The following is a 19,321-nucleotide window of genomic DNA, read 5'->3' as shown; positions in this document are numbered from 1 at the left end:
CAAACTACAATTTTCCCAAATAACTAGTTTTGTGCTCAATTCTTAATGCACAATTAATATAATAATACATAATGCACAAAATAGTGCAATCACTGTATATAAATTTTGTTCACGCTTTTTACTACGCTGAAGTTCTTGATTGATTTGTTGTAATTGAACATTCATTTGTTTGGAAATTCGTTCATAATCATTTAATTTTTCTGGTAACTGTGGCAACATGACCCGCCACTGAGGCAGCGATTCCCAAGCTTGTTGTAGTATCTTTTTAGCACTATATTTATCTCGATACCACTTTTCTAAAAATGGCTTTGCTGTTTGCCACAAATCAAGTTCTGGATAAAGCTGACGACCAAGTCCTTCAATATAAAATAGTGTTTTTTCAAGTAAGGTTAGTTGGGGTTGGATATCCATATCAAATTGACGAGCGACTTGAAATAATTGTAGTAAAATCTGTGAAAATGAGATTTCAGAAAGTGGTTTTGAAAATGCGGGCTCACATACATTGCGCATTGCCATTTCAAGTGCAATAACATCCGTTGTTGCTGGTACCCAGCCTGATGCAATATAGGTTTCGGCTATTTTTCGATAATCTCGATTGAAAAATGCTAAGAAATTTTCTGCAAGATAGAGTTGATCATCAGCACTTAATATACCAACAATGGCACAATCAATACCAATATAACGTGGATTTTGTGGTTCAGTAATATCAACAAAAATGTTACCTGGATGCATGTCAGCATGAAAAAAGTTATCGCGAAACACTTGGGTAAAGAAAGCTTGTACTCCTCGTTCTGCAAGTAATTTCATATCAACATTATTTTGCTTTAACTGATTGATATCTGCAATGGGAATCCCTTTGATACGCTCTTCAACCATCACATTTTTTCGGCATAAATCTTGGTAAACATAAGGGATATATAAAATGTCGCTATTGATAAAATTATCGCGTAATCTAGCCGTGTTGTAAGCTTCTTTTTGTAAATCTAACTCTTTTAATAGTGCCATTTCATAATCATGCACTATTTCAACCGCTCGTAATTTTTCGCCTGATTCAATCCGCTTAGTTAATTGTTTAGCCACCCAATACATCAAACCAATATCGGCTTGGATAACGTGTAAAATGTTAGGACGCAATACTTTGATAACTACTTCGGCTTGACTACGTTTTAATATCGCCTTATGAACTTGTGCTATTGATGCTGATGCTATTGGTTTTTCGTCAAAATCTGCAAAATAATAATCAATTGGCTGCTCTAAAGCTGACTCAATTATTTGTTTGGCAATTTTACCGTCAAAAGGGTTAACTTGGTCTTGTAATTTTGCCAAAGCATCGGCTATGTGTTTTGGTAAAATATCACGCCGAGTTGAGATCATTTGTCCAATTTTCACCCAAACTGGACCTAGTTCTTGTAATGCTAGTCGTAAACGTTCACCGATTTCTTGATGTTTTGCTTTAGCTCTAACCCAAAACATACAAAATAATAAAGTGCGCAACCATTTTGATGAACGATGTTTTGGTAACAATTCATTTAATTGATAAGCTCGGAATACAGTTAATATTTTAAACAGTCTAAAAAATGTCATTATTATTCATCGCATCAAAATTTAAAGCCAGTATGTAACGCAACTATACCACCAGTCATATTGTGATATTTCACATCGACAAATCCTGAATCTTCCATCATTTTTTTCAGTGTATTTTGATCAGGATGCATACGAATGGATTCAGCTAAATAACGATAACTTTCAGAATCATTTGCCACTATTTTCCCCATCAATGGTAACATAGTAAATGAGTATAGATCATACGCTTTATTCAGGATTTGATATTGCGGTTTAGAGAATTCAAGAATTAATAAACGCCCACCAGGTTTTAATACTCGCCACATGGATCGTAATGCTTTTTCTTTGTCGGTAACATTACGTAATCCAAATGAAATAGTAATACAATCGAAATAGTTATCTGCAAAAGGTAATTCTTCGGCATTAGCTTGTACATATTCAATGTTTTTAAATAAGCCTTTGTCGCGTAGCTTATCTCGTCCCACTTTTAACATTGATTCGTTAATATCGGCTAACACAACTAATCCATCATCACCAACAAATTGCGAGAATTTTGCCGTTAAATCACCAGTGCCTCCTGCCAAATCTAAAACTTTTTGACCTTTACGCACGCTACTATATTCAATGGTAATTTTTTTCCAAATACGATGTATGCCAAATGACATTAAATCATTCATAACATCATATTTATCAGCAACAGAATGAAATACTTCGGCAACACGTTTTACTTTTTCTTGTTTGGGAACTTGCTTGTAACCAAAATCAATTTTTTCTTGATTTGTATCGTCTTGTTTGTCAGAAGATTGAGACATAAAAATTTACCTATCACAAATGATTGACTTATTTTAACATAAGCCACAATAAATGTGATGAACTAAATCAATAATGATTCAACCTCTTTTGTGATTGTTTCAAAATGTTCCAGCCGTGAGGATTTTGGATTTAAATCTTTTTCATGAATGACTAAATCAAAATGATAACTGTCTTTAAAAGCTTTTAAAATTTCATTATCTTTTTGAAATAATTGATCGTAGTACTGTGCTAATGTTTCAAAATCAATTGAGGTAAAAATAACCTTATTGGCGCTTTCAACAGCTTTTGAAATCCGTTCTACATGTAACATCGCAATTTTCATAAAATCAGATTCACTCAAATAACGTTTGTTATGCTGAGTTAAGATTTCTCGCTCAATATAATTGATATAACCGTTAGGTACATATTGAGTATTATAAATATTAGCAAGTTGAATCGGTAAATCACGAAATCTATTTTGACCAACAATAGCTACTTTTTTAACAAAAAAAGGTTTTGCTGCTTGTGCGATATAAGACCAGTTTTTATAAAGATTTTCACGGATTTGTGTTGCGCTGATGCTTATAAAATCTCGATTGGCATCAACAATGATTACCTGACAGCCAAAATAGAGTTCATGATTTTTGACATCTTGCGGTTCACTAGTAAATACTACATTAGGCTTAATTTTATGTTCGGAAAGGATTTGCTTAACGCGACAACTCCAATCTTGCCACCCATTGGGATAAAATTCAATACCAGCTTCATCAAGTACATGGATATGAATATTGTGGCGATCTTTAAACGTCTCTTTTAACCATGAAAAACGGTCGCTAACTTGTGGTTGTTTGGGTAAGCGGCTTTTATCAAATAGCTGCTTATCACGTGATTCCTCACAGCCCAATATGATATGTAGCACATCAACTTGGCTCATTGCTTTTTCAATCAAATAAATATGACCACAATGTAAAGGATAAAACTTCCCGAAAATTAAACCAACTTTATGCTTTAAAGCCATAACCATTACCAAAACACACAATAACTAATAACAATTTACAGAAAAAAAAAGCAATTTCTAATCAAATCATGCTATTTGATATATTTTACCAATTATAAAAATAACTTTTACCATCCAACTAATTGATAATAAAAATAAAATAATACTTTATTATTTTTGTAAATTAGATAATAAAATACCCGTTGCAACCGAAATATTTAATGCAGGCATGTTATCATTGCCCTTTAAATGGACAACAACATTAGCACAATTAATAAGTTTTATATTAATTTGTTGAAATATAACTAACGCAACTTTTTTATCAAACTTGATTTTATGCAATTCAGTTGATGCAATGGATTTTGCCTGACACGGTAATAACGCAACAACTTGGTAACCACGCTGTTTGAGCATATCAAGTGAAGCAACAAAATCATCACTTTTAATTGATTCAACAGCCTCAATACCACCTTCTGCCACACGCATGGCAGCGCCACTATCAAGTAAATTCGTTTGACGTAATATAACGCCATTAACACCATAAAAAGTAGCGCTACGAATTAAGCCGCCTAAATTATGGGGATTATGAACATCGTCAATAGCTAAAATACAATCATGATCTTTATTACTATTGTTTTCTAAATAATCCAATAAGGTAAGTGGAACACGTTTTTTTACAATTAGGCAGACACCGCCATGGTGCTGAGTTTGAGTTATTTTACTAATTTGCTCACTAGAGATAACATCATAACCTAACCGTTGTTTGACTAACCAATCTATTAGATCTTTAAACTGGTAAGTCATCTCTTGAGTAATAAATAGTTTAACAATAGCTGTACGTCGATGTTTGAAAACTGCTTTACAGCTATTTTCACTATAAACTAAAGTTTCTTCTTTACGTTGGCGATAGCCATCATAACCAAAGGTCGGTACTTGATCATTAGAACGAACCTTTTTTTGCCATGGTGAATCATTATCGATAGATGATTGAGATTGATTAAGTTCAACATTAAACCGCTTTTTTGCAAACTCAGATTTATCATTTCGAGATTTGAATGTTTCAATACGATCATGACGATCTCGTTTAGATTTCAACTGAAATGAATCATCTTTACGCTTGTCTTTCCATCGAGAAGGCTTTTCAATAGCCGAGCGAGAATGTTTTTTAGATTCACTATTTTTGGCGTAAAAAATAGATGGTTTATTTTTTTCGGTATTGTCGTTCATATCAATCTCACAATTAATCGGTTATCGCGTACGGATGGTTGGGGCTATTTTATCTAATACGCCATTAACAAATTTATGGCTGTCAGCAGCACCGAAGGTTTTTGTTAAATCAATGGCTTCATTAATTACCACTTTATAGGGCACATCTTGACGTTTCATTAATTCATACAGTGCGATTCTAAGTATCGCTAATTCAATTTGTCCTAATTCATCAACAGATCGTTCAGTGAGATAAGGCGTCATTTTATCATCTAATTCGGCAGTATTTTTTGCTACGCCATTTAATAATTCACGAAAATACTTAGAATCGACGCCTTTCATATCTTGTTCTGCAATAAAACTTGTCTCAACATCAGCAAGATCGTTTCTGGAAACTTGCCAAGAGTAAATGGCTTGTACCGCACATTCTCTTGCTCGACGACGAGGATTAACTAATGCCACAAAATTACTCCTTAATTGCTTTAATAATATTTAGCATTTCTAGCGCAGTTAATGCAGCTTCAGCCCCTTTATTGCCAGCCTTAGTGCCTGCACGCTCAATTGCTTGTTCTATACTTTCGGTGGTTAAAATACCAAATCCTACTGGAATAGTGTTATCTAAACTTGTAGTTAATAATCCAGAGCTTGATTCACCAGCAACAAAATCAAAATGCGCTGTACTACCACGAATTACGGTACCTAACGCCACCACAGCATCATATTTTTTGGACTGTGCGGCAACTTTAACAGCTAGAGGAATTTCATAAGCACCAGGAACCCAAATAACAGTGATATTTTTATCATCAACTTGTCCTATACGTGTCAATGCATCAATTGCACCATTTACTAGGCTATCATTAATAAAATGATTAAAACGCGCCACTACAATTGCAACTTTAGCTTTTGGTGCAGCAACTTTACCTTCAATCGTTTGCATATAAATTCCTTATTAATTCTATTTTATGCCATTTCACTCTGTTTTGAGTGAAAATTACTTAATAAATTGTATCACGAATTAAAGACTTATCCTATCGGCAAATAGCGTTACGACCAAGTTCTACCCAATATATTATTTAAAATAAATGCAAAGAATTTAACTAGTTGCAAATGTATTATTTGTTAAATTTAAAATTAATTTAAATTTTGTCGTTATTTCAACCATCATTATTAGAAATGACCTTAATTTATTTCTATTTCAATGTTTATTTTTGCACTTAATGGCATATTTCCTAAATATGTTTTTACCAAAATAAGGTAATCTTATTTTTATCGCTTGCAAGCTATTTTGAACAAATTACAATAGTCTATAAATTTATTTATTATTGATGGAGAAATACCTGTGTATATTGACAATATTCGTGATGAATTAAACCAAGCTATTGACGTATTAACTAATTTTGTTTCAGACGATAAAAATCTCCAACAAATCCAAAAAGCTGCTATTTTAATTTCTAATTCGTTTAAATATGGTGGTAAAGTTTTATCATGTGGTAATGGTGGCTCTCATTGTGATGCTATGCATTTTGCTGAAGAATTAACTGGTCGCTATCGTGATAATCGCCCTGCTTATCCTGCGATAGCCATATCAGATGTAAGCCACATTTCGTGTGTAGGTAATGATTTTGGATTTGATTCTATCTTTTCACGTTATGTTGAAGGTGTAGGTCAAAAAGGTGATGTGCTTTTAGGTATCTCAACTTCAGGAAATTCAGCTAACGTGCTTAAGGCTATTGAAGCAGCAAAACAAAAAGGGATGAAAATTATTACGTTAACTGGTAAAGATGGTGGTAAGATGAATGGACTTGCCGATGTTGATATTCGTGTTCCACATTTTGGTTATGCCGATCGTGTGCAAGAAATCCACATCAAAGTTATTCATATTCTTATTCTGTTAATTGAAAAAGAGATGGCAAAATAATATGTGTGAATTATTGGGTATGAGTGCTAATGTGCCAACCGATATCTGCTTTAGTTTTACTAGCTTAATTAAACGAGGTGGGGACAAAGGTCCTCACAAAGATGGTTGGGGAATTACTTTCTACGAAGGAAAAGGTTGCCGAACATTTAAAGATCCTGAGCCTTGTAGCTATTCGCCTATTGCTAAAATGGTGAAAGAATATCCCATCAAATCTAAAGCTGTGATTGCTCATATTCGACAAGCAAATCGAGGCGGTGTCGCACTAGAAAATACCCACCCATTCACCCGCGAACTCTGGGGTAAAAATTGGACTTTTGCCCACAATGGACAATTAACCAATTACCAAAATTTAGATACAGGGCTTTTTCAACCTGTTGGAGAAACCGATAGCGAATTTGCCTTTTGCTATTTAATTAATCAATTACAGCAAAAATATTTACAAAAACCTGTCGATGATCTTGAGCTATTTAATTTTATTAAGCAATGTGCCAACCAATTAAGCCAACTAGGCATATTCAATATGCTACTTTCTGATGGGCAATATGTGTTTGCCTATTGCACAACAAATTTGCATTGGATAACCCGCAAAGCACCATTTGGCAAAGCAAAATTATTGGACGAAGATGTAGAAATTGATTTTCAAAAACATACAACACCCAATGATATTGTTACTATCATTTCAACCTTACCATTAACTTCAAATGAGATATGGCAAAAACTTAATACTGGCGAAGCGATTTTATTTAAAGATGGCAAAATTAGCCAATCTTCCGCATTTTAATAGGGTGCTTGGTGACTCATTTTTAAATTGATAATGCAGATAACTTAAAGTTATCCATAATATTATAGGTTTTTAGCTAGAGCAATCAGCAATAATACCATTGCCAATAATATACCAAAACCTTGTGAACAAATTGCCGAAATCCTAACGCAAAACCAACAAAAAGTGCACTCCAACAAACTTGGTTAACAAAGTGGGTTGAAACAAGCGGAAACACAACATAAAAACCCAAGACAATAAACAGATTATCAAGTAAAAGTATTTGCCGACCTGTTTTACGAATTTGAGATGGTATTGGCATTTATTTAACTCTTTGAGTTAAATAGTTTTGATAATCAGGAATTTCAATATCAACTTCTTGCGTAAAAATAGAGGACTGAATTAATGCATTGGCTGTGGCTTGATTAGTGGCAACTGGAATATTCCAAACAGTAGATAATCGTAACAACGCTTTCACATCTGGATCATGAGGTACAGCATTAAGTGGATCCCAAAAAAAGATTAAGATATCAATTTTACCTTCTGCAATTAATGCACCTATCTGCTGATCTCCCCCCATCGGACCACTTAACATTGGCGTGATATTTAATCCTGTTTCTTGCTTTATTAATGTTCCAGTAGTGCCCGTGCCACATAAATTATGACGAGAAAGCTCTTCACGATTTTTTTTACACCAATTTAATAAAGAATCTTTCAAGTGATCGTGAGCAACTAAAGCAATATTTTTTTTAGCCAGTAATTTACGTGTGGTATATAGCATCATCGTATCCTAATTCATTATTATATTCTTTTTAATTTTTAACAGAGTATTAATCAAAGCGCAAGGGTTATTTAATTGATAATAGATAATAAAAAAAGGCACCGAAGTGCCTTTTAAAAATAAAGATACAATCAATTAGAATTGGTAAATTAAACCAAGTGCTACTGTGTCTTTTGTTGTGCCCTTGATTTGTGATTTAGTAAATGAACCATCTTCATATAAAGCACGGCGTGCACCGATATCATCTTTATCTAACAAGTTAATTTTATAATCGATAATAGCTTGTAGGTTTTTGTTAAAGTCATAAGTTAAACCAACATCAACATATTTAGCTAAATCATTACCTTTAAGCCCTGCATCACTTGAATAACTAGATGCATCCTTAACTTTATGTTGGATATAAGCAACAGATGGCGTTAAGCGACCCACTTCAAAGTCAATACCATATTGAGCAACTAATTCATAGCCTTTGGTTTTTAAATCATCAGCGCTATGAGTAGCTGAGGCATTATCCCAACCATATTTTTGCTTGCCTTGAATATATAACGCAGCTAAATAAAGGTTGTCGTTATCATATTTGATACCAGCTGACCATGCTTTAGCATCTTTATGACCACCAGTTTGTGCATAACCAGCACCAACAGATAAACCAGTATCAAGCACATCCCAATCAACAACTGAACCCCATGCTTCAGCACTATTGTGTTTATCATTAAGAGTATAATTACCGAAATGACGCGTTGAGCTGTTATCTCCGTTATCCGCATATTGAACGGCAAAACGTAAACCATTCACTAAGCCAAAGAAATCTGAATTACGGTAGGTTGCAACGGCTTTAGTACGAGCTGTTAATGCATAAAGATCATTATCAGAAGCATCACCACCAAATTCTGGTAAAACGTCAGTGTAAGATGTTAATGTTTTTAATACACCATCATTGCGACCATAGTCGAATGAACCAAAATCACCAAAGTTTAAACCAGCAAATGCATAACGAGTTTCATTATCAGCATTTTTACCTGTCTTTGCTTCATACTCCCAACGACCATAGCCAGTTACGCTGTCTGTCACTTGTGTTTGACCTGACATACCTAAACGTGCAGTGGTTTTGTCACCTTCACCAGTTTGGTTATTGCGATCAGTAATATAGTTTAATGCGTAAACACGACCATAAAAGTCAACTTTATTACCGTCTTTATTCCACACTTCAATAGAAGCGTTTGCTGTACCTGCAATTAAAAGTGCAGGAATAGCGATTGCTAATAGATTACGTTTCATTTTTTACCCTCAAAGGTATTTTATATTATTAAAGATGCAAATTACTTTGCTCTGGTTTAACAAATAACTGCTAATAATTAGCAATTATATTATTACTGTGATAGTCATTTTTGCCTGATAAACACTGACTCTATTGTATAGATTGCTTATTTAACAATGAAATTTTGATTTATTCTGCGAATTTTCGAATATTTTAATACTTATTATAATTTTTTTTAGACATAAAATGTTTTTTAGATAGGAATGAATTTAAGAGGCGAAAAAAAAGGCAACTAAGTGCCTTTTTATAAGATATTAAGAGATTAGAATTGGTAAATCAAACCAACACCTAACACATCTTTAGTACCTGGTTTGCTACCGCGACCGCGTGAATTTTCGGTATTTTTATAAGCACCGTAATCATCACGATCTAACAAGTTGAATTTGTATTCAACAATTGCACTGAAATTTTTGTTTAGATCGTAAGTTGCACCTAAAGATACATATTTAACTACAGGTGAGCTGAATCCGCTATTGTGGTAACGAATATTATCTTCGACAAAACTCGCCCCATCAGCTTTAACTTTATGTTGAACATAAGCTAAAGATGGAGTGATGCGACCTACTTCTAAATCAATACCATATTGAGCTACTAATTCAAAACCTCTAACTTTACCATCAGCAGTTTTATAACTACCTCTATGCGTCGGTCCATATGAGAATATATCTTTAAATTTAGATTGGAAATAGTTAGCAGCTAAATATAGGTTATAATTATCGTATTTAAGACCACCAGCCCAAGTGCTTTGACGATTATCACTGTTTGAAGTTCGTGCATAACCAGCACCAGCAGTTAAACCAGTGTCAAAGATGTTCCATTGAACGTTTGCACCATAAGCTTCACGAGATTCACCTTTTTTAACAGAATCTCCTTTAATTCTATTTGAGTTATCTCCGTTATCGGCATATTGTAATGCAAAGCTGATATCATCAGTTAAACCGAAGAAGTTATTGTTACGGTAAGTTGCAACAGCTTTAGTACGAGCTGAAAGTACGTTCCAATCATTGTTTGCAGCATCGCCACCAAATTGTGGTAATACGTCAGTATAAGCAGTAATTGCTTTTAACACACCGTCGTTACGACCATAGTCGAATGAACCAAAGTCACCAAAGTTTAAACCAGCGAATGCATAACGCACTTCGTTATCAGAATTTTTACCCGCTTTCGCTTCATATTCCCAACGACCGTAGCCAGTTACGCTATCAGTGATTTGAGTTTGACCTGACATACCTAAACGGGCCGAAGTATCGTCACCTTCGTCTTTTTGACCACGATCAGTGATGTTGTTAGCTGCTTTTACTCGACCGTAAAAGTCAACTTTATTACCATCTTTGTTCCAAACTTCGATAGATGCATTTGCACCAGCTGCGACTAAAAGCGCAGGGATAGCGATTGCTAATAGATTACGTTTCATTTTTTACCCTCATGGTTATTTTTTTAAAAAGACACTTCCATAAATTTAGCGTCAATTTTCGTACAATAATTACTCATCCAAAAAATAATATTTTTATCTATTATTTTTCTACTTTTTACAGTATTGTAAATTATGTATAATTTTTTTTTAAAATCAAGCGAACTTTTCATTAAATGTAGTGTCTAAGTCTAAATTTAAGTCTGTTTGATTATTTTTTAAACCAAAACAGATTAATCTCTACCTGCCGTACTCCCAACAAATTCTTGTTAGGGATTTTAATCAACTTAAAAGTTTGCATTACGCGGTGTTCTTGGGAATGGGATAACATCGCGCACATTTTGAACACCTGTTACATAAACAATTAAACGTTCAAAACCAAGTCCAAAACCTGAATGTGGCACAGTACCGTATCGACGTAAATCACGATACCACCAATAATCTTCTTTTTTGAGCCCCAATTCTTCCATGCGTTTATCCAACATATCTAAACGCTCCTCACGCTGAGATCCTCCAATGATTTCACCAATTCCTGGCGCTAAAACATCCATTGCCGCTACTGTTTTACCATCATTATTCATACGCATATAAAACGCTTTAATACCTTTCGGATAATTTTTTACTACCACTGGTGCTTTAAAATGTTGTTCAGCTAAATAACGCTCATGTTCTGAAGCTAAATCAATTCCCCAGCTGACAGGGTTTTCAAATTTAGCATCACAATTTTGTAATATAGTAATAGCATCAGTGTAATCCACTTGAGCAAAATCAGCATTAATAAAGTTTTCAAGACGATTAATTGCTTCTTTATCGACATGCTGGGTAAAAAATTGCATATCATCAGCTCGTTTTTCTAGCACTTCTTTAAACACATATTTCAACATATCCTCAGCAAGCTTAGCGTTATCATCTAGATCAGCAAATGCTACTTCAGGCTCCATCATCCAAAACTCAGCTAGATGGCGAGTAGTATTTGAGTTCTCTGCTCTAAATGTTGGACCAAAAGTATAAACTTTAGAAAGTGCACAAGCATAAGTTTCAGCGTTTAATTGTCCAGAAACGGTTAAAAAAGCTTCTTTACCAAAGAAATCTTTATCAAAATCAACTTTACCATTATCAAATTTAGGCAGATTTAGCATATCAAGTGTTGAAACGCGGAACATTTCGCCCGCCCCTTCAGTATCTGATGCGGTAATAATAGGAGTTGATAGCCAATAAAAGCCACGATCATTAAAAAACTGATGAATTGCTTGCGCAAGCGTATGGCGTACACGCGTTATCGCACCAACAATATTGGTTCTTGCACGCAAGTGAGCCACTTCACGAAGATATTCAATTGAATGGCGCTTTGCTGCCATTGGGTAAGTTTCGGGATCGTCAACAAAGCCATACACTTCAACTTGTGTTGCTTGTAATTCATATTTTTGACCTTGACCTGGTGACTCCACTACTTTACCAGTGACTTTAACGGAACAACCAGCTGTTAGACGCAAGATTTCTTGTTCATAATTAGGTAAATTATTTTCAATAACAGCTTGAATAGGGTCAAAGCAGGAACCATCGTAAACAGCTAAAAATGAAATACCTGCTTTAGAATCACGGCGAGTTCTTACCCAGCCTTGAACTGAAATAGTGCTACCAACAGCAATTTTGCCTTGTAACACATCAACAATAGGTGCAACTGAAGTCATTTAATTATCCATCTCTACATTAATTTGTTTAAGTAATATTTAAAGTAATACAGATATATTCTAAAGACTATCCCATAACGAAATGGAATTCTTGAATAACTTGTTTCTTATTACTAATTTTTAGTTTCTAATATTAATAATAAGTTAAACATGAATTATTATCATTGTTTAACACTAAAAGTTCGTTTTAATTCATCAATAAAATCTAAATCCTGAGATATCGTTTTACCTGGACTATCTGATAGTTTAGCCACAGATTGATTATTACATTCCGTTAATTTAAGCACAATGTTCAATGCTTTGGTATTGGCATCTTTAGATGGAATATCACAAGCTAAAAAACCGCCGACGCCAAAAGATAATTTTACGCGATGATTAAAATGTTGATAGATTTTAATCGCCTTGTCAAAATTTAAGCTATCAGAAAAAACCAAAAGTTTAGTTTGTGGATCTATGCCCAATTGCTGATAATGAGCAATTGCTTTTTCACCCCATTGAATTGAATCACCTGAATCATGACGAAGCCCTTGATAATGAGAAGCAAAATGCAAATCAAAATCACGTAAAAATGCATCCATTGTAATACAATCTGTTAATGCTATTCCTAAGTCATGAGGATATTCATCTAACCAAACTTGAAGAGCATTTCTTTGGCAATCTTGAAGATTAGCACTTAAACGTTGATGAGCTTGAAACCACTCGTGTGCTTGGGTTCCAACAGGAGTAAGCCCTAAACGATAAGCCAGTAAATAATTGCTAGTACTATGAAAGTTATGAAAGTGTGTTTTCAAATAACTGACAACTGCCTCTTGCACCGCAAACGAATAACGCCTACGCGTACCAAAATCCATTAAATTAAAGCCCGACATATCCATATTAGCTGTTTTTTCATTAAACAACGCCAATTTATCTTTTAGCCGAGCTAGTGCCTCAGAAACTCCAATATTAGGTGAACGATCTTTATGAACAATTTCACTGATAACGGCAAGTAATGGCACTTCCCATAGAATAACATCTAGCCATTTACCTTCAATTGTAATAGAAAGCACTCCATCTTCATTTTTTATAGTTAGCAAATCACTATTGAAACGCCATTTTTTAAGCCAATTTAAATAGTCAGATTTAAAAAAGGAAATATTTGATAAATAGTTAAATTCATCATCAGACAGCGCTAATGATTCCATTAATTTCACTTGATGTATTATTTCATCAACATATTGTCCCAATAAATCATCACTACGACAACGAAACTGCGCAACAACAGTTACCTCTGGGTAGTAATGAAATACAGCCTGCTGCATATGCAACTTATAAGCATCAGTATCTAATATTGATGTAATTATTGCTGATAACATGTAAATTTAGTGCTATTGCTTTAAATAAAAATTTCAAAGATTATAGCAGAATAATAATGAAGATATAGATTAATTATGTAATAAGATTGTTTTTAATCAGCTATAATATCAACCAATATAAAATATAAATTGATTTCAAACCAAAAGGTCATAACAACATGAATACAAAAACACCTGAATCGCAGCCTATTGCCAAAAATCGTCTTGATTATAAATCCCCCGATTTTACCATTACCGACATCGATCTTGATTTTGATTTAGCTCCCGAAATAACAACCGTCACAGCTCGTAGCCATGTTGTTAAGAAAAATAATAACGCGGACAATTTAATTTTAGATGGTGAAGATCTTAAATTGATTTCTGTTAATATTGACGAACAACCATGGCATGATTATCAGCTCACAAAAGCTGGTTTAATCATTCAGCGTGTTCCAGCAGAATTTACATTAACGATTGTTAACGAAATCAAACCAATTGACAATACAGCACTTGAAGGATTATATGTATCAGGCGAAGCGCTCTGTACTCAATGTGAAGCAGAAGGATTCCGCCATATTACCTATTATCTTGACAGACCTGACGTTCTTGCTCGCTTTTCAACACGTATTACCGCGAATAAACAACATTATCCTTATCTACTTTCGAACGGTAATCGCATAGCGCAAGGCGAACTTGCAGATGGACGTCATTGGGTACAATGGCAAGATCCTTTTCCAAAACCGGCTTACTTATTTGCATTAGTTGCTGGTGATTTTGATATTTTAAAAGATCAGTTTATCACGCAATCAAAACGGAAAGTTGATTTAGAAATTTACGTTGATAAAGGTAATTTAGATCGTTCGCAGTGGGCTATGACAAGCTTAAAAAATGCCATGCGTTGGGACGAAACACGCTTTGGGCTTGAATACGACTTAGATATCTTTATGATTGTAGCGGTTGATTTTTTCAATATGGGAGCAATGGAAAACAAAGGATTAAATATCTTTAATTAAAAATATGTGCTTGCCAAGCCACAAACAGCAACAGATGATGACTATCTAGGTATTGAAGGTGTAATTGGTCATGAATATTTTCACAACTGGACTGGTAATCGGGTAACCTGTCGCGACTGGTTCCAACTTAGTTTAAAAGAAGGATTAACTGTATTTCGAGATCAGGAATTTAGCGCTGATATGGGATCTCGTGCAGTAAAACGCATTGAGGATGTCAAACTTTTGCGCACCGTTCAATTTGCCGAAGATGCTAGTCCAATGTCTCACCCTATTCGGCCTGAACAAGTAATAGAAATGAATAACTTTTACACAGTCACCGTGTACGAAAAAGGCGCTGAAGTTATTCGAATGATGCATACTTTATTAGGAGAAGATAAATTCCAAGCAGGGATGAAACTTTATTTTAAACGCCATGATGGTAGTGCCGCAACTTGTGATGATTTTGTTGCAGCCATGCAAGATGCCTCAGGTATCGATTTAACTCAATTTAAATTATGGTATAGCCAATCAGGAACACCTGAATTAACCGTTACCGATAATTATGACGAGAAAAATCAACAATATACTTTAACAGTAGAACAATATACGCCAGCTACTCAAGATCAAGCACAAAAACAGGCTTTGCATATCCCACTTGATATCGAGTTATATCAACATAATGGTGAAATAATTCCACTGCAATACCAAGGCAAATCTGTTCACCATGTTTTAAATTTAACACAAAACAAACAACAATTTATCTTTGATAACGTAACTCAAAAACCGATTATTTCAGTATTACGTGATTTTTCAGCACCTGTTAAGTTAACTTATGATTATCAAGATAATGATCTTATTTTCTTAATGCAACACGCTACTAACGCATTTAGCCGTTACGATGCAGCTCAAATGTTATTAGCAAAATATGTTCGCTTGAATGTGAAAAATTATCAAGAAAATCAAAATTTAATGTTGCCTGATTCAGTATTAGATGCATTTAGAGCCGTATTGTTATCAGAAAAAACTGACCCTGTCCTTATTGCACAAATATTAACCTTGCCATCTGAAAACGAGTTGGCGAATTTATTTACTGTGGTTGATCCAATCGCAATTCATCAAGTGCGTCTATTTTTGTTAACGCATTTTGCAAACGAACTTTATGATGAATTATTAGCCGTTTATCACCACAATAAAACGTCACAATATCAAATTAAACATAATGACATTGCTAAGCGGTCACTTAAAAACTGTTGTTTAACTTTATTAGCTCATGCCGATGATAATTCGCACGCCAATACATTGGTTAACCAACAATATTATCAAGCAAATAATATGACTGATTGTTTAGCCGCCTTGAGTGTTGCTGTAAAAGCTGAACTTGATTGTCGAACTAAGTTATTGGCTAACTTTGATGACAAATGGCATCAAGATGGACTTGTTATGGACAAATGGTTAGCACTAAACGCAACAAGCCCAGAAAAGAATGTTCTTGCTACCGTGAAAAAATTATTAACTCACCGCTCATTTACACTCAGTAACCCAAATCGGATTCGTGCATTAATTGGAGCATTTGTAAATAATAACCCTGTGGCATTTCACGCTGAAGATGGCAGTGGTTATCAATTTTTAGTTGAAATTCTCACTGAGTTAAACCAAAAAAATCCGCAAGTTGCAGCAAGGCTTATCGATCCTCTAATTCGATTAAAACGTTACGACAAAAATCGTCAACAGCAGATGCAAAAAGCACTTGAGGCATTGCTAAAAATTGAAAATTTATCTAAAGATTTATTTGAAAAAATTAACAAGGCACTAGAAGCCTAAATAGGAAATAGCATTCTGCAATATCGTTGTAGGATGCTATTAATAAATTTAAAATTGAAGTTGAAATTTTATACTAAAACGTATAGTTTCCTGAAACTTTTTTACAAGCGCTTTAATAAGTTTTAAATAATGACAATAAAAGAAATCACTCCCATAGAACTTGCACAAAAATTAAATCAGCAAGATAATCTATTTCTACTCGATGTACGAGAACCCAATGAAATAGCCATTTGCAGTATTGGCAACGCAACTCATATTCCAATGAATATGATCCCTTTATATCTAGATAAAATCCCAGATGAAATCGATATTGTTATTTATTGTCATCACGGCAGACGTAGCCTAACTGTTGCTCATTATTTAGCAGAAAACGGTTTTGATCCTAACTTTCTCTATAATCTTACAGGAGGGATTGATGCTTGGGCGCTAACAATTGATAAACAGATGGCACGATACTAAAATGCCCGTTATCAAACGGGCTTTTCTTCATTACTTTACCTTGCTATGCTTATTCTTGAGGCATCACCCAATAACCATTTTGGTTATGCGTTTTCATATAATCTTTAAATTGTTGAGATTGATAAATACGCTTCACATCTTGAGCCCATCGACTATTTTCGTTTCCTTCATTCACTACAACCATAATTTCCAAATCAGGAATGATGGTTTCAGGAAGTAATGCTTTGTTCGAGTCAATATTAGCAGAATAAACAATGCTACCTGGAATTACCGCAAAATCTAATTCATTAAGCACTCTAGGAATATTGGCCGAATCCATTTCAATAATTTCAATACCTGCAATATTTTGAGCAATATCATTTTTACTAACAATAATAGGATTTGTATTATTTTTTAATTTTATCCAACCAGCTTTTTCAAGTAGATTATATGAACGAGCTGCATTAGAAGCATCTTGTGGAATAGCAACTTTTGCTCCTGAAAAAACTTGCGTTAATGAGGTGAACTTATTTGAAAATATTGTCGCAGGTACCGATGGTACATGCACAACCGATTTTAAATTTGCTTTACGCTGGGCATTAAACACATTCATATAAGCTGTGTGCTGTGCAACGGTTAAATCAATACTACCTTCACTTAAAGCTACGTCTGATTCAAGTAAATGCGGAAAATTCACTAATTTAACCTTATAACCCTCTGATTCAAGTATGGGTTTAACAGCATCATTAAAAAGATCGTTATATGGACCTGGTGATACGCCCATGCTAATTTCTTTTTTTGTCTGATTATCGACTGGTTTAGACGAATTATCACAACCAATAGTCAAAAATGCTAAACTAGCAACTAAAACGACTGATATGTATTTAAATATTTTTTGTTTGATAAACGCATTTTTCATTTCAGCTATCCTCTATAAGCTATAAGCATTAAATACACTCTAACACAGAAAAAAGCATTCATTTATTCCAAGTAATTCTATCTTATAACTATATGGAATAAGATATAAAAAACGATTATTAGAGCAACAATTTAACCTGTGATACCGTTAGATATATCAATTATTGTCAATCGTTGAATATGCAATATAAACACCTGCAATAAATGATTCAGCCAAATTGCCTAAGCAAGCACTTATTCAACTAGAACAAAATAAATAGGTGATGAACAATGATTAAATTTGAACATGTCTCAAAACAATATGAAAGAAATGGCGTCACAACACAAGCTTTAAACGATATTAATTTAACCATCAGTAAAGGTGATATTTACGGCATTATTGGTTACAGCGGTGCAGGTAAAAGTACCTTAGTGCGCTTAATTAACTTTCTTGAAAAACCAACACAAGGCAATGTCATTATTCAAAATAAACTGTTAAATCAATTATCTAGTACTGAATTACGTCAAACTCGCCAAAAAATTGGTATGATTTTTCAGCATTTTAATTTGCTTGAATCAAAAAACGTATTTGAAAATATTGCTATTCCTTTAATTTTAATCAAAAAAGATAAACATTCGATTAAACAAAAAGTCTATGAACTTTTGGAATTTGTTGGATTAAGTGATAAAGCTAACAGCTATCCCAAAGAGCTTTCTGGTGGGCAAAAACAGCGCATTGGTATCGCCCGAGCATTAGCCAACGATCCTGATATTTTACTATGTGATGAAGCAACTTCAGCACTTGATCCACAAACCACTCAAGCTATTTTAGATTTAATCAAAAAAATCAATGAAGAATATAAAATAACAGTCGTGTTAATCACTCACGAAATGCATGTAATTGAACAAATTTGCCATAAAGTTGCAGTAATGGAAAAAGGCAAGATTATAGAACAAGGTAACGTACTTGACGTATTTGGACAACCAAAACACCAAACTACTCAAAATTTTGTTAGCTCAGTGATCAACAATCAAATTCCAAATGGTGTTGTCGAAAATTTGTTAGAAATAGAAGGTAAAAAAGAAAATATTAAATTATTTAAGCTCGAATTCTTAGGACGATCTGCGTCAGAACCCGTGATAAATTCACTTATACTGCAACAAAAAGTTATCGTCAATATTTTGTTTGCCCATATGTCAGAAATCGAAAAAACGGTTTTAGGTAGTATGTTTGTTCAACTAAAAGGTAACGATAGTAATATCAAAGAATCAGTACATTACTTACGTGAGCGCGGTGTACAAGTCACTGAAATTAAACATTGGGAGATGAGTAAAAATGGAAATATTTAATACTATAATTGACTATTTGGCCTCTTGCTTTGCAACATCAGTAACCACTGAA

General features: G+C 34.0%; 17 protein-coding genes and 1 pseudogene. 5 read left to right on the top strand and 13 right to left on the bottom strand.

Annotated features, from left to right (window positions below; genetic code table 11):
- Positions 1-42: 42 nt before the first annotated feature.
- The 6 genes from ubiB to ribH form a co-directional block, all read right to left on the bottom strand.
- On the bottom strand, positions 43-1,584 hold the full coding sequence (ubiB, locus tag A9G37_RS01485; protein WP_065574408.1) for a ubiquinone biosynthesis regulatory protein kinase UbiB: 1,542 nt from the start codon (positions 1,582-1,584) through the stop codon (positions 43-45).
- A gap of 14 nt (positions 1,585-1,598) precedes the next feature.
- Positions 1,599-2,375 (bottom strand): bifunctional demethylmenaquinone methyltransferase/2-methoxy-6-polyprenyl-1,4-benzoquinol methylase UbiE, encoded by a 777-nt coding sequence (ubiE, locus tag A9G37_RS01480; protein ID WP_065574407.1) that lies wholly within the window; start codon positions 2,373-2,375, stop codon positions 1,599-1,601.
- Positions 2,376-2,437: 62 nt separating this feature from the next.
- Entirely contained in the window at positions 2,438-3,373 is a 936-nt protein-coding gene (gene nadR, locus A9G37_RS01475; protein WP_065574406.1) for a multifunctional transcriptional regulator/nicotinamide-nucleotide adenylyltransferase/ribosylnicotinamide kinase NadR, read from the bottom strand.
- A gap of 150 nt (positions 3,374-3,523) precedes the next feature.
- A complete protein-coding gene (locus tag A9G37_RS01470) occupies positions 3,524-4,579 on the bottom strand; it encodes a TrmH family RNA methyltransferase (RefSeq protein WP_065574405.1) in 1,056 nt (351 codons plus the stop codon).
- 21 nt (positions 4,580-4,600) lie between these two features.
- The gene (gene nusB, locus A9G37_RS01465; RefSeq protein ID WP_034911540.1) at positions 4,601-5,020 is read right to left on the bottom strand and encodes a transcription antitermination factor NusB; all 420 of its coding nucleotides are present in this window, start codon (positions 5,018-5,020) and stop codon (positions 4,601-4,603) included.
- A 4-nt stretch (positions 5,021-5,024) separates the two neighbouring features.
- On the bottom strand, positions 5,025-5,495 hold the full coding sequence (ribH, locus tag A9G37_RS01460; RefSeq protein WP_065574404.1) for a 6,7-dimethyl-8-ribityllumazine synthase: 471 nt from the start codon (positions 5,493-5,495) through the stop codon (positions 5,025-5,027).
- 402 nt (positions 5,496-5,897) lie between these two features.
- On the opposite strand from ribH, the gene lpcA reads away from it, so the two are divergent.
- Positions 5,898-6,476 carry a D-sedoheptulose 7-phosphate isomerase gene (lpcA, locus tag A9G37_RS01455; RefSeq protein WP_065574403.1) on the top strand — a complete coding sequence of 193 codons (579 nt, stop codon included), beginning with the start codon at positions 5,898-5,900 and terminating at the stop codon, positions 6,474-6,476.
- Between the two features lies 1 nt (position 6,477).
- Positions 6,478-7,257 carry a class II glutamine amidotransferase gene (locus A9G37_RS01450; RefSeq protein ID WP_065574402.1) on the top strand — a complete coding sequence of 260 codons (780 nt, stop codon included), beginning with the start codon at positions 6,478-6,480 and terminating at the stop codon, positions 7,255-7,257.
- 85 nt (positions 7,258-7,342) lie between these two features.
- On the opposite strand, the gene A9G37_RS01445 is transcribed toward A9G37_RS01450, so the two are convergent.
- From A9G37_RS01445 to pncB, 6 genes are all read right to left on the bottom strand, one after another.
- The gene (locus A9G37_RS01445; RefSeq protein ID WP_065574401.1) at positions 7,343-7,558 is read right to left on the bottom strand and encodes a hypothetical protein; all 216 of its coding nucleotides are present in this window, start codon (positions 7,556-7,558) and stop codon (positions 7,343-7,345) included.
- Positions 7,559-8,017 (bottom strand): methylglyoxal synthase, encoded by a 459-nt coding sequence (locus tag A9G37_RS01440; protein ID WP_065560922.1) that lies wholly within the window; start codon positions 8,015-8,017, stop codon positions 7,559-7,561.
- A gap of 135 nt (positions 8,018-8,152) precedes the next feature.
- Positions 8,153-9,295 (bottom strand): porin, encoded by a 1,143-nt coding sequence (locus tag A9G37_RS01435; protein WP_065574400.1) that lies wholly within the window; start codon positions 9,293-9,295, stop codon positions 8,153-8,155.
- Positions 9,296-9,597: 302 nt separating this feature from the next.
- Positions 9,598-10,749, bottom strand: a complete 1,152-nt coding sequence (locus A9G37_RS01430) for a porin (protein WP_065574399.1) — start codon at positions 10,747-10,749, stop codon at positions 9,598-9,600.
- A 284-nt stretch (positions 10,750-11,033) separates the two neighbouring features.
- Positions 11,034-12,437, bottom strand: a complete 1,404-nt coding sequence (gene asnS / locus A9G37_RS01425) for an asparagine--tRNA ligase (protein WP_065574398.1) — start codon at positions 12,435-12,437, stop codon at positions 11,034-11,036.
- Between the two features lie 161 nt (positions 12,438-12,598).
- Positions 12,599-13,792, bottom strand: coding sequence for a nicotinate phosphoribosyltransferase (gene pncB, locus A9G37_RS01420; RefSeq protein WP_034911503.1), 1,194 nt, complete (start codon positions 13,790-13,792; stop codon positions 12,599-12,601).
- Between the two features lie 158 nt (positions 13,793-13,950).
- Here pncB and pepN point away from each other — a divergent pair.
- Positions 13,951-16,584, top strand: a pseudogene (gene pepN, locus A9G37_RS01415) (aminopeptidase N).
- Between the two features lie 129 nt (positions 16,585-16,713).
- A complete protein-coding gene (locus tag A9G37_RS01410) occupies positions 16,714-17,043 on the top strand; it encodes a rhodanese-like domain-containing protein (RefSeq protein WP_034911495.1) in 330 nt (109 codons plus the stop codon).
- A gap of 49 nt (positions 17,044-17,092) precedes the next feature.
- On the opposite strand, the gene A9G37_RS01405 is transcribed toward A9G37_RS01410, so the two are convergent.
- Positions 17,093-17,941, bottom strand: coding sequence for a MetQ/NlpA family ABC transporter substrate-binding protein (locus A9G37_RS01405; RefSeq protein WP_218059274.1), 849 nt, complete (start codon positions 17,939-17,941; stop codon positions 17,093-17,095).
- 269 nt (positions 17,942-18,210) lie between these two features.
- Here A9G37_RS01405 and A9G37_RS01400 point away from each other — a divergent pair, with 269 nt between their 5' ends.
- Positions 18,211-19,269 carry a methionine ABC transporter ATP-binding protein gene (locus A9G37_RS01400; protein WP_065574397.1) on the top strand — a complete coding sequence of 353 codons (1,059 nt, stop codon included), beginning with the start codon at positions 18,211-18,213 and terminating at the stop codon, positions 19,267-19,269.
- Positions 19,270-19,321: the final 52 nt, after the last annotated feature.

This window comes from Gilliamella sp. GillExp13 (assembly GCF_001690815.1).
In the GTDB taxonomy this organism is placed as follows: Bacteria; Pseudomonadota; Gammaproteobacteria; order Enterobacterales; family Orbaceae; genus Gilliamella; species Gilliamella bombi.
The sequence above is the reverse complement of the archived record's forward strand: the minus strand, read 5'-3'. Positions and strand labels throughout refer to the sequence as shown.

Excerpts from the sequence above, each read along its gene's own strand:
- ubiB (WP_065574408.1), bottom strand. The coding sequence starts at position 1,584 with ATGACATTTTTTAGACTGTTTAAAATATTAACTGTATTCCGAGCTTAT.
- ubiE (WP_065574407.1), bottom strand. The coding sequence starts at position 2,375 with ATGTCTCAATCTTCTGACAAACAAGACGATACAAATCAAGAAAAAATT.
- nadR (WP_065574406.1), bottom strand. The coding sequence starts at position 3,373 with ATGGCTTTAAAGCATAAAGTTGGTTTAATTTTCGGGAAGTTTTATCCT.
- A9G37_RS01470 (WP_065574405.1), bottom strand. The coding sequence starts at position 4,579 with ATGAACGACAATACCGAAAAAAATAAACCATCTATTTTTTACGCCAAA.
- ribH (WP_065574404.1), bottom strand. The coding sequence starts at position 5,495 with ATGCAAACGATTGAAGGTAAAGTTGCTGCACCAAAAGCTAAAGTTGCA.
- A9G37_RS01450 (WP_065574402.1), top strand. The coding sequence starts at position 6,478 with ATGTGTGAATTATTGGGTATGAGTGCTAATGTGCCAACCGATATCTGC.
- A9G37_RS01445 (WP_065574401.1), bottom strand. The coding sequence starts at position 7,558 with ATGCCAATACCATCTCAAATTCGTAAAACAGGTCGGCAAATACTTTTA.
- A9G37_RS01440 (WP_065560922.1), bottom strand. The coding sequence starts at position 8,017 with ATGCTATATACCACACGTAAATTACTGGCTAAAAAAAATATTGCTTTA.
- A9G37_RS01435 (WP_065574400.1), bottom strand. The coding sequence starts at position 9,295 with ATGAAACGTAATCTATTAGCAATCGCTATTCCTGCACTTTTAATTGCA.
- A9G37_RS01430 (WP_065574399.1), bottom strand. The coding sequence starts at position 10,749 with ATGAAACGTAATCTATTAGCAATCGCTATCCCTGCGCTTTTAGTCGCA.
- asnS (WP_065574398.1), bottom strand. The coding sequence starts at position 12,437 with ATGACTTCAGTTGCACCTATTGTTGATGTGTTACAAGGCAAAATTGCT.
- pncB (WP_034911503.1), bottom strand. The coding sequence starts at position 13,792 with ATGTTATCAGCAATAATTACATCAATATTAGATACTGATGCTTATAAG.
- A9G37_RS01410 (WP_034911495.1), top strand. The coding sequence starts at position 16,714 with ATGACAATAAAAGAAATCACTCCCATAGAACTTGCACAAAAATTAAAT.
- A9G37_RS01405 (WP_218059274.1), bottom strand. The coding sequence starts at position 17,941 with ATGAAAAATGCGTTTATCAAACAAAAAATATTTAAATACATATCAGTC.
- A9G37_RS01400 (WP_065574397.1), top strand. The coding sequence starts at position 18,211 with ATGATTAAATTTGAACATGTCTCAAAACAATATGAAAGAAATGGCGTC.